The sequence below is a fragment of the Hymenobacter translucens genome (genome assembly GCF_020685205.1).
Classification (GTDB): domain Bacteria; phylum Bacteroidota; class Bacteroidia; order Cytophagales; family Hymenobacteraceae; genus Hymenobacter; species Hymenobacter translucens.
Genome location: NZ_JAJERB010000008.1, coordinates 251,162 through 263,042, shown reverse-complemented (window position 1 = coordinate 263,042; position 11,881 = coordinate 251,162). Strand labels below are relative to the sequence as shown.

4 protein-coding genes and 1 pseudogene are annotated in these 11,881 nt (G+C 61.2%); 3 read left to right on the top strand and 2 right to left on the bottom strand.

Annotated elements, in window-relative coordinates:
* On the bottom strand, positions 1–1,184 hold a 1,184-nt coding region (locus LJY25_RS17435), incomplete at its 3' end, for a M43 family zinc metalloprotease (protein ID WP_262908845.1).
* A gap of 810 nt (positions 1,185–1,994) precedes the next feature.
* On the opposite strand from LJY25_RS17435, the pseudogene LJY25_RS21470 reads away from it, so the two are divergent.
* Together LJY25_RS21470 and LJY25_RS17425 are read left to right on the top strand one after the other, a co-directional pair.
* Positions 1,995–2,417, top strand: a pseudogene (locus LJY25_RS21470) (Ig-like domain-containing protein); the annotation flags it as partial.
* Positions 2,418–2,429: 12 nt separating this feature from the next.
* A complete protein-coding gene (locus LJY25_RS17425) occupies positions 2,430–6,086 on the top strand; it encodes an FG-GAP-like repeat-containing protein (protein ID WP_227609763.1) in 3,657 nt (1,218 codons plus the stop codon).
* 337 nt (positions 6,087–6,423) lie between these two features.
* Here the strand turns inward: LJY25_RS17425 and LJY25_RS17420 are convergent, their stop codons facing one another.
* A complete protein-coding gene (locus LJY25_RS17420) occupies positions 6,424–6,705 on the bottom strand; it encodes a hypothetical protein (RefSeq protein WP_227609760.1) in 282 nt (93 codons plus the stop codon).
* 715 nt (positions 6,706–7,420) lie between these two features.
* Here LJY25_RS17420 and LJY25_RS17415 point away from each other — a divergent pair.
* Complete coding sequence (locus tag LJY25_RS17415; protein ID WP_227609759.1) at positions 7,421–11,674, top strand: T9SS type A sorting domain-containing protein; 4,254 nt, start codon at positions 7,421–7,423, stop codon at positions 11,672–11,674.
* The last annotated feature ends 207 nt before the right edge of the window (positions 11,675–11,881 follow it).

Genomic DNA, 11,881 nt, shown 5'->3' with positions numbered 1-11,881 from the left:
GGGGAGCCGCCGGGGAAGCTCCAGCTGTAGGTGCGGGCGGCACCCGGTGCATCGTTGTAGGAGTAGTCGGTGAAGGTAACGGTGCCGCCCTCACAGATGCTGGGAGAGGAGGGCTCAAAGGCCACGACCGGGGCGCAGGGCGGGGCTACGTAGCCGTCGTTGGTGCCGGTAGCCAGCAGGTTGGCTGCCGTGGTGAGCTGGGCCCGGCAGGCGAGCTGCAGGCCGGCGCGCATTACCGCCCGCTGGCCGTTAGTGAACATGGCCGCGCAGGGAGAGTAGTCCATGTAGTTCTGCACGTTGGCCAGAATGGGCTGGCCGCTGGCGTCGGTGCAGGGTGAGAAGGACAGGTTGCAGATGTACTGGGAGCCGATGGTGTTGGGCGTGTCGGCAATGTTGTCGTCAATGCCGCAGTTGGTGGGTAGACCGGAGTTGTCGTTGGGCCCCCAGGTGTGGGGCAGACCAAAGTAGTGGCCGACTTCGTGGGTAAGCAAACGCGACGCTATGTTGCTGCCGCTGGACGTGCCAATGCTGCCAAAATACATGTTCCGAATCACGACCCCGGGGTTCGGAGCGCCCGAGCAGGGCCCAAAGGCGTAGCCTCCCCCATATCCGTTAGCAGCGGAGCTCACCCAGATGTTGAGGTACTTGTTCACCGGCCACACAATCAGGCTTTTCATCTGGTTATCGCCGACGTTGGTCAGGGGCGAATAGGTGCGGGTGATGCCCGTGGTGCAGTTGCCGTTCGGGTCGAGCTTGGCCAGCCGGAACTGAAACCCGACGTTCGCTATTCGCGACTGAAACGGCGGAATCACCGTGCTGGTGTCGGCATTGCGCTTGCTGAAGTCATCGTTCAAAATGCGCAGCGCGTCGTAAATCTGGGCGTCGCTGATGTTGTTGCTCCCGCCGGTGTGGATGACGTGCACCACCACCGGCACCGTGACGTCGGGCAAAGCCTGGCCCCGGGCCGGGTCGGCGCTAAGCCGGGCAGCCTCCTGCAGAAACTGCTGATACCGGGCCTGGGCGCCGGGCTGCTGCCGGAACTCGGCCTGCTGCATGCTGTCGAACCCGCAGGGTAGGGCGGACTCGGTGCTACCCGGGGCTTGTGCCCGCCCAGGTGCAGCCAGGGCAATAATCAAACCGCCGGTGAGCACGACACGGCGCAGCAAGAGTAAGGGTTTGAGCATAGCGGGAAAGAAAAAAATGAAGAAAAAGAAGCCAGGCAGAGGTGCTTCTGTCGCGTGTGAAGAATGGGTTTTCCTTTGGGCCCTTTCCGGGGCGTAAGGAGTTTGGAGGTTTTGTACTATATGACCTTCGCGCATGCCGAAGACCAATGTTCGCCGTGGTAAACGGGTTATTCCCTTTTTGCCTTTGGTACGCTCAGGGGACCTTCGCTCCCGGTTTGACAATGCCCCCGCGCTTGTTCGACTTCGCACGCCGAGTAATGGTTGGCTTGTCGGGTAGGGCGGTAATTGAAGCTAGGCTCTGTTTTCTGACAAAAGGGGCATAGGGCCGGCAGGGCAAGAATTGGCCGGGCTTTCAGGAAGAGCAAAAAAGGGGTTAGATGAAAAACTCGTTCAACCCCTTGACCAGCGCCCCCGGCCACGGGTTGCATGTGGTCAGCGCGTTTTTGTGAACAGCTGCTCAAAGGCGAATTCCAGACTGCTGAGGGGCTTTGCTTTTTGGACGAAGTCCAAAAGCTGGTTCACTTTTCATTCTTCGCGGGAGTCGGAGGCGAGATTGGTTTGGTAACCTGCTTCAGAAGAGGTTAGGCTCGGGCATTCACCAGAATCAACACTCTGGCGTGTAACAGGAGTAGCTGAAGCACTTATTAGCGGCAGAAGGTGAGCCCGCAGGCAGGTGTTAATTAAATACAAGTATTCTAGCCAATTGTACCGGTTATGTTTAGGATCTTTGTTAACCTATATCTAAGGCATCGGGGGCGGAAGTGTCCTGCGATGCCTTTGTATTGTACAGCTTAATCAGCCCCCGATTTGATGAAACGGTTACTTACTTATTACGCCAGCAAGAGCAGTTGCACAGTTCCGAGCCATCGGCAAAGCAACACTGCGCTACGCCTGCTTGCTTTGGCTTTCACGTTGTTTACACTTCCGGTCGCTGCGCAGCAATTTACCGTCACGGGCTACCTGCCTGCACCTAACGCGATTCATGTTCCGCAAACGGTAAGTCCAACGGTGCAGTTCTCTTCCTCACTTGGCGCCCAGTCGTTGGGCACCGGTGCGGTACGCTTCTTTAGTGATCAGCGCGGAGGGGCCCTGACTGGCAACTATAGTGGGGGTGGAACCTCGACCCTGACCTTTGCTCCGCTCAGGCCTTTTCGTCCCGGTGAAACCGTTTCGGCGAGCGTCACGACCAACACTGTGAACGATGCTGGCGTTGCTCTGTCCCAAGCGAAGACCTTTCAGTTCACGATGGCTACTGCGCCTGCTCTGGGGACGTTTGCCGAGCGCTCAATCAACACGCAGCGTAACTCGATGTCGCTAGAAAACCTGGTCATCACCGACCTTAATGGGGACGGGTACTCTGATGCCGTTGCCAGTGGCGGCGGCTCAGTGAACACATCGTTCGGTACGGCTACCGGGCAGTTGGTGAATAACACCAGTCTCGGATTTGGGGGTACCATTACCAAACTGAAAGCCGCTGACATTGACCGGGACGGGGATATTGACCTGCTCGTGCCCCGCGCCCGGACCAATGAGGTTCTCGTGGTGCGTAACAACGGTAGCGGAGGCTTTTTCTCCTCTATGACCATCGCCAATGTGAGCTACAATCCGATATCAGTGGCGGCCGGCGACCTGGATAGCGACGGGGACCTGGACATGCTCGTGGCCTGCGGCTCGGGAAGCATCAATGTGTGCTTTAACAATACAGGGGGCTTCAACAGTGTACAAAACCGTACGTTGACTTTCCCCGGCGCTCACACTGTCGTCCCCGGGGATCTGGACAACGACGGCGACCTGGACTTCGTCGTTTCCAGCTCCACTACCGGCATTGTAGGTGTGTGGCGCAACAATGGTAGCGGGCAATTCACGCAGCTTGCCTCTCTGGCTACCGGCTCAAGTCCGACGGGTTCCCTACTGGGTGATATTAACGCGGATGGCATACTAGACCTGGTAGTGGCAAATAATGGCAGTTACACTGTGAGTGTGGCGCTAGGCACCGGCACCGGTGCGTTTCAGATAAGCCAGAGCCTTACCGCAGGAGCCCCGCTGGACGTTCTTCTGGGCGACGTGGATGGCGACGGCGACTTAGACCTCGCAGTTCCGCAGCTGAATGGAGCGAACAGCATTCTTACCTGGCGCAACAGTGGTCAGGGCGTGTTCACCAGCAGCACGGCGGTGCCGGTTACTTTCCTGGTGGGCGCTGCATTTACCGACCTAAATGGCGACGGCACGATGGATCTGGTTTCAGCAGGTCGGGAGCTTGATACATACGGGTACTACTTCTATGGAATCAACCTGAATGGTTCGACCACTCAATTAACCAGCTCGGCAACGTCTTTCTGTACGGGCGACCAAATCGCCGGAACCCTGACGCTGAGCTACGCCTACGGTACATTTACGGGCTATCAGAGCAACACCGGAAGTGGCTTTCAAGACATTCCCGGCTCCGGGACCGATCCGACCTACTCCTTTGCAAACCTAGCCGTGACTACGGGCTTTCGGGCAGTGTTTCGCTCTCCAGAAGGACGGGTGTTCTACTCCAGTACCGTTGAGGTGAAGGTACACCCACTACCTGCCGTCACCTTATCGGCTGTCTCGGCCACAACGTTTTGCGGTTCCGGCTGGCTGCAGCTGCAGGCTACTCCAACCACAGCCGGGCACACCTACAAGTATTTCCGCAATGGGGTGCTGGTCAGCACCAGCAACACCGCCAACCCGACCATCTTTGTTACGTCCAGCGGTTCGTACACGGTGGCGGTAACGACTGCAGCAGGCTGCACCTCCACATCGACTCCGGTGAACGTGGTTGTAAACCCGACGCCAAACACGCCCGTGCTCCGCGCCCGCACCCAGGCCAGCGGCGCCGCCCTGCTCACGACCAACGCGCCGAATAACCATTTCTACCGCTTCGGCCAAAGTACCCCCGTCGCAACGGGAGCTTCCTATTTGGTCACCAGTGCGAGCAATACGTACACGGCAAGAGCCATTAGCGCGGCCGGCTGCATATCCGGGGAATCCAACTTCGCATTTGCCCAGGTGCTGTCGCCGGCTTTGGTGTGGACCGGAGCAATCAGTCAGGCCTGGAACGATCCGGTTAACTGGTCCGGCGGGGTAGTACCCGCGGTTTCTGCCCGGGTGCAGGTGCCGGCAACTGCCGTCCGAACGCCGGAGATTTCGGCCGGAACGGTAATCCAGGTGCGGGATCTGTATGTGGACGCGGGCGCCACGCTCACCATCAATGGCGGGGAGCTGAGCATTACCGGTAATGCTACGTTGGATGGTACGCTAGCGAACCCTGCCGGCACCATTCGATTCGCCGGCTTCTCGCCGCAGCTGCTGAGCACAACCGTACCACAGGTTTACAATGACCTTGTCGTGGGGACAGGTGGTCTGACCCTGGAAGGGCAGGCAAGTATTCGGGGCCTGTTGGATGTGCGGGGTAACCTCGTCAGCAACGGAGCTTTGACGCTGCTTTCCGATGCAACCGGCACCGCCGTTGTCGCCAACAACGGCGGCGTGGTGCAAGGCGCGGTTACAGTACAACGCTACATTACGCCCACGACCAACGCGGGGACCGGCTACCGTCACTTTTCCTCTCCAGTCCTATCCACTACGGTTGCCGATCTGGCCACCGCCTCGTTCGCCCCCGTGGTCAACCCGGGCTATAACACCTCGGCGACCCCCAACGCGGTGACTCCCTTCCCCACGGTGTTTGGCTACAGCGAAGCCCGCGTGCTCACGAGCCCGGCGACTACGTATTCCAGTTTTGATAAAGGATGGTTCTCGCCCGCCGGCCCGCAGACGGGACTCGTGCCCGGCCGCGGATATACCGTGCAAATCGCTCCTCAGACGGTCGATTTTGTGGGCACACTCAACAACGGGACCATTCAGCAGACGTTAACCCGTAGCGCCGCCGACGCTGGCTGGAATTTGGTGGGCAACCCGTATCCCTCTCCTCTGGATTGGAGCCGCGTGACGGTGCCAGCCGGGCTGAATAATGCCATCTATGTACACCAGAGCACCACAGCCTACGGCGGAGCTTATCTGAGCTATGTGAACGGCGTGGGCAACCCCATAGTGGCCCTGGGCCAGGGGTTCTTTGTTCGGGTAAGCGAAGGCACCTCTTCCGTGACGCTGCCTTTCACCAATTTGGCCCGCGTTACATCGCCCACCGTGCAGCCTGTTTTTCAACGAAGTGTTGAAACGCGGCCGCTGGTGCAGCTTACGCTGCGCTCGGCCGCTACCCCGCTCGCAGACGAGGCCTACGTGTACTTTGAAAATGGTGCTACGTCCGGCTTCGACAGTGGCTTTGATGCCCTCAAACTAAAGCCCGGTTCGGCCGCCATGGCGGTGTACCTGCTGGCCGCGGGCACCGAGCTAAGCATCAACGGCCTGCCGGAGGTGACGGCTAACACCGTGGTTGACCTGGCCCTAAACCTGCCTGCTGCGGGTATGTATACTCTGGAGGCGACCCAGCTGCTGAACCTTAGCAGCTTTCCGACTTATCTCTACGACGCTGTTACGGGCCAGATGCATGACCTGAGGCAACAGCCCCGCTACGCCTTTTCTGCCGGCGTAGGGAGTTTGCGCAATCGTTTCACCCTGCGTTTCGACCAGCAGCGGCCCCTGGCTAACCACCCGGGCCTTACCGCCGCCGGTGTTACGCTCTATCCTAATCCTGCACGGCAGCACTTCACAGCTTCAGTGCCTGGTGTGCCCGGAGCACAGAACGTCGTGGCGGTGTTATATAACGGGCTAGGGCAGCTCGTGCAGCGCCAGACAGCCGCGCTTCCGGCTACCGGGACTCAACTTCGCTTCGAGACAAACTCGTTGTCCGCTGGCGTGTACACACTGCAGCTGCAGGTGGGGGCGGCTGTTCTTACGAAACGCGTGGTCATCGAATAGCTCCTCTGTTGCCCGCATGAAAAAGCCCCGCTGATATAGTATCGGTGGGGCTTTTTCATGCGGGCAACGAAGTGGAAATACAGCTCGCCCAGTCAGAAAGGTAGCGGTGCCCATCTGAGAAAGAAGAGCGAGAAGCAGACCGCCTTTGACTAGCAGCGGGCCAGGGATCTACCATACTGGTAGTGTTGCACCCGACCAGTCGGTAAGGCCTGCGAAGAGGCAACCAGCAAAGGCAGACTGTTTACAGGGCCCTGCGGGCCTCCTGGCAACAGAGTGGGGCTTCGCAATAGCGCCTGTCTGGTTACTCGCAGATCCTGTTGGGGTGGAGTAGCATCATTTACTTTGATTGATCTTCTGCGGGCAGTGGCAGCACCACATTCGCCATTGCCTTGAGGTCCATGTCCGGCACAAAGCCATCGCACACGGTGAGGATGCTGAACAGGTACCGCTTCAGCTCTGCGGGGTCCGGCTCCTTTCGACGCAGAGCAGCCTGCACCAGGTGCAAAGACAAATCGGCCAGCACGTATTGCTTGCGCGTAGTCGGGTCACTGGTTGCAACCGCCGCCGATTCCGTCAGGGCGTGGGCCTGGCGGACCAAATCGAGGATGTCATCGTGCATATAGAGTTGAGTTATCAAGCGGGAAGAGCAAGCCAGACGTAGCCGTCGCACGGCATAAAGCTAGTCTTGTCCGGAATAAGAGCGTATCATTAAACCTGCAGCCAATGTCTGGGTCCGAGGGAAAACCGGCGCTTACACTTGCTGCCTATGTTCCCTTTTTCTGCGATGTCGTTCCAGGATGGCCCTCTGCCCGAACAGCTCCGCCGCGTGCAGGAACGCGAGGTGTTGCTGGGGTTGCGCCACGAAGGCGAGTACGCAATGGTCCAGTACTGGCTGCCGGGTTTTTTCGCGGACCTCTACATACGCCCACCACTCTATTGAGCCTGTCCTGCTACACACCTGGGGAGAGGCCCCGGACCCGGGCGCGGCGTAGCGCCAGCCGTTCCGAGGCGTCCTTCGCTCCGGCATCAGGAGACATTCACGCCCTTTACGCTTGAAGCCGGTATTAGTAGTTTCCGCTTTCGGCCTGTTCCGCGTCTTCTAGCCGTGCGTTAAGCCTGCTCGGGTTATGCAAACAAGCGGGGCCGTGCCGGGCTCCACTGATGGCTCTTGTCAGCAAGTACTCATTTTTTAAGCGAAGGACTGAGACTGATTAAACCGAAACGGCTGAGGCGCGTCCAACGCGAACCTTCCCCGCATAGACTTCTTTCCGGGCCTCCACGGTGGTCCAACACGCCACTTTCTCACCACCTTTCTCACTCTTTCAGTCCTTCCTATGAAACACCGTTTACTTCCGGGTTTACTCTTCCTGCTGTTTAGTACGATCTGGGCCAGTTTGGGCCAGGCAGCTACCATCACCACTTCCGTGCAGAACGGGACTACGTTTTGCCGAACATCCACGGTGCGGGTAAACTACACGGTGAGCGGCTTTATCGACCCCAGTAATGTTTTCACGGCGGAGCTGTCCGATGAAACCGGCTCATTCGCCGCGCCGGTGGCCATTGGCTCGCTGTCCGGCACGGCGGGCAGCACCATCAACGCAACGCTGCCGGCCAATGTGGTAACGGGCTCGGGCTACCGGGTGCGGGTAGTGGCATCCAATCCTACGACAATCGGCAGCGACAACGGCCAGGACCTGATTATCACCAATATTGGAACCGTGACGGCGGGTAGCAACTCCCCTGTATGCGCCACCGGCAATCTGCTGCTCACGGCCAGCACTGTGCCGGGCGCCAGCTATTCCTGGACCGGCCCCGGCGGCTTTACCTCACTATTGCAAAACCCCTCTATCGCCAACGTGGGGGTAAACCGCTCGGGCACCTATACCGTGACGGCCAGCGCCAACGGCTGCACGACTACCTCCTCGGTGGCTGTCACGGTGAACGCGCTGCCCACGGCCAGCGTGAACCCGGTGAACCCCACTATCTGCTCGGGCCAGTCCGTCACGCTGAACGCCAGCGGCGGCACGAACTACCTGTGGAGCCCGGCCACCGGGCTCAGCAGCACCACCGTAGCCAGCCCCGTAGCTTCGCCCACGGCTTCCACCATTTACACCGTGACGGTAAGCAATGCTGCCGGCTGCCAGAGCACTGCCCAGACCACGGTAACCGTACGGGCCACACCGGTGCTGACTGTTACGGGCAACGTTACCATCTGCGCCGGTACGTCAACTACGCTTTCAGCCAGCGGCGCCCAGACCTACAGCTGGTCGCCGAGCACAGGCCTGAGCAACCCCAACTCAGCCACGCCAATTGCCTCGCCCACCGCTACCACCACCTACACCGTAACCGGCAGCAGCAATGGCTGCACGGACACGGGTACCGTTACGGTGACGGTAGAGCCGCGACCCACGCCTACCGCCGGTCCCGACCGGGTGCTCTGCTCGGGGCAGTCGGCCCAGCTTGGGGCTGCGCCCGTGGCGGGCCTGGTGTATAGCTGGTCGCCGAGCACGGGCCTGAGCAGCACGACTTCGTCCCAGCCCATCGTCACCCGCACCAATACCGGCGCGGCGCCTATTAATACAACCTACACCCTCACGGCCGTGTCGCCCACGGGCTGCGTGGGCAGTAGTACAGTGCGGGTCACCGTAAACCCTGCCGTAACCGTTAACGCCGGCCCGGCGCGGTCCTTCTGCTCCGGCGGCTCGGCGCAGCTGGGTGGCTCGGCCCCGGTAGGAGGCTATATCTACAGCTGGAGCCCTACCACCGGCCTGAACAATGCCTCCGTAGCGCAGCCTACCGTGACCCTGACCAACACCGGTGCGGCCCCCGTCACGACCACCTACACGCTGACTGCGTCGAACAACGGCTGCTCCAACACGAGCTCGGTTGCCGTTACGGTAAATCCGCTCACCACGGCAGATTTCGCCTATAACGCCGCTTCGTACTGCCAGAGCAGCGCTAACCCGGTACCTACCATCGCGGGCACGACGGGCGGCACATTCAGTTCAACGGCGGGGCTGAGCTTGAATGCCAGTACCGGCGCCATTGACCTGAGCAGCAGCACGGCCGGCACCTACACCGTCACCTATAGCGTGGGAGGTCCCTGCCCCAGTAGCAGCAGCCAGCAAGTAACCGTGGCCACACCCGGCGCGGCGGGCTTCAGCTACGCGGCCCCGGCCTATTGCGCCAGCGGCGCCAACCCTACAGCCACCTTGTCGCCCGGCGCGGCACCGGGCACCTTTACGGCCACCCCCGCGGGGCTGAGCTTAAACGCCAGCACCGGCGCCATCAACCTGGCGGCCAGTCAGCCCGGTACGTACACCGTCACGAATACGGTTGCGGCCAATGGAGCCTGCCAGGCCGCTACGGCTACTACCCAGGTAAGCGTAAGCGCCGTACCGGCGGCGGCACTGGCAGTGAGTGGTTCCACTACCATCTGCCAGGGCAGTGCGGTGTATCTGACCGCTAACGGCGGCGGTACTAATGCTACCTACCAGTTTCTGCTGAATGGCCAGCCCATCAGCGGAGCTACGTCGGCTACGTATGCCGCCACGCAAAGCGGTACCTACAGCGTCGTCATCACCAATCCCGGCAACTGCACGGCTACTTCAGCCGGAACAACTGTCACGGTGAACCCCGTGACAACGCCTACGCTGGCTTATGGCGCCGCCAGCTACTGCCAGAATGCCGGTACCAACCCCGGTCCCACGGTTTCGGTGCAGGGCGGCACGTTCAGCGCCCCGGCAGGCCTAAGCCTGAACGCCAGCACGGGCGTTATCAACCTGGCCGCCAGCCAGCCCGGCACCTACGCCGTGCGCTACTCGGCGGGCAGCCCTTGCCCGGGCACGGCTACGGCCAGTGTAACGATTACGGCGGCCCCCAGCGCGGCCTTTGCCTATGCTTCCTCTACGCTGTGCGCCAGCGGCGGCAGCGCCGTGCCCACCATCACGGGCACGACGGGTGGCACGTTCAGCTCAACGGCGGGGCTGAGCTTGAATGCCAGCACGGGTGCTATTGACCTGGGCAGCAGCACGGCCGGCACCTACACCGTCACCTACAGCGTAGGCACGGCCTGCACGGCTGTGGCCACGGCGTCGGTTACCATTACCATGGCTCCAGTAGCCACCTTTAGCTACGCCGGTAGCAGCTACTGCGCAGCCGCTCAGGGAAACGTTTCACCCGTATTCGGCAGCGGCGCCAGTGCCGGTACTTTCAGCTCCACCTCCGGCCTGAGCCTGAATCCGGCCACCGGGGTTATCAACCTGGCCGCCAGCCAGGCGGGTGCCTACACCGTGACCAATACCATTCCGGCTTCGGGTTCCTGCGCGGCTGCCACGGCCACGGCTACCATCACGCTGGCGGCACCGCCCGTTGCAACGCTCACCGCTGGCGGCGTCACCGCCATCTGTCAGGGTACCTCGGTGCAGCTGACGGCTGGTGGGGGCGGTTCTGGGGCTACGTATCAGTTTCTGCTGAATGGCCAGCCTATTGCCGGTGCCACCACGTTCACGTACTCAGCCAGCGCGGCGGGCAGCTACGCGGTTATCGTGACGAGCGGTAGCGGCTGTTCTTCTACTTCACCGGCCACCAGCATTACCGTGAATCCGGCCACATCGGCAGCCTTCAGCTACCCCGCCACGGCCTTCTGCAACAGCAGCCCCACTTCTACGCCGAGCATCACGGGTACCCCTGGGGGAACGTTTGCCGCTGGCACGGGGCTGAGTCTGAACGCGGCCACGGGCGCCATTGACCCCAGCGCCAGTACACCCGGCACGTACACCGTGACGTATAGCGTGGGCGGCAGCTGCCCCAGCAGCAGCACGGCGACAATTACCATCTCGGCCCCGGCATCGGCGGCGTTTAGCTACGCCAGCGCGATGCTATGCGCCACCGGCACCGCCGCCCCTGCACTGGGCACAGGAGCCACGACGGGTACCTTTACGTCTACCCCTGGCCTGAGCATCGACGCCAGCACCGGAGCCATCAACCTAGGAGCCTCGGCGGCCGGCACCTATACCGTCACCAACACCGTGAGCAGCACCGGCGCCTGCGGCGGAGCCACCGCCTCGACGACGGTCACCATCAACGCCCTGCCCGCCCGCCCCACGGTTTCGGCGGCGTACAACGGCCCGACGACTACGCTCACCAGCAGCGCGGGCACCGGCAACCAGTGGTATTTCAACGGCGTGGCCATTGCCGGCGCCACCAATGCCACCTATGTGGTGAACACAGCCGCGCAGCTGGGTCCCTACACCGTAACGACCACCAACGCCACGACCGGCTGCGTTTCGTTGCCCTCGGCTCCGCTGGTGGTTACCGCTACTGCTGGGCGTGCCGCCACTGCTGCGTTTCAGCTTTACCCCAATCCCACCCGCGACGGCAAGCTGATGATGGAACTGACCGGTGTGCTTCAGCCGGTGCAGCTCACGGTCCTGAATGCGTTGGGCCAGGTGGTTTACCACGCAATGCTACCGGCTGCCTCAGCCGCTCACCACTCCATCGACCTGCGGACGCTACCCGTGGGGGTGTACCTGTTGCGCGCTTCCTCGGCCGATGGCACGGCGACGCGCCGCTTCGTACGCGAATAGCGCATAGGTGAATCGGTAAGAAAAGCCCGCTGGCAGCTGTCAGCGGGCTTTTTGTTTTGGGGCAGGGGTGAGGTCTTGCACGCAGCAGCCGACGTTACCTTCATGCTGGTGGAAAGGCGAAGTGGTCAACGCAAGACCGGTGCGCCCGGTGGGGCGAAAGAAATGGGACGGGCTGAGGCAGAAGTTGCTCGTCTTCCAGCTCTGCAG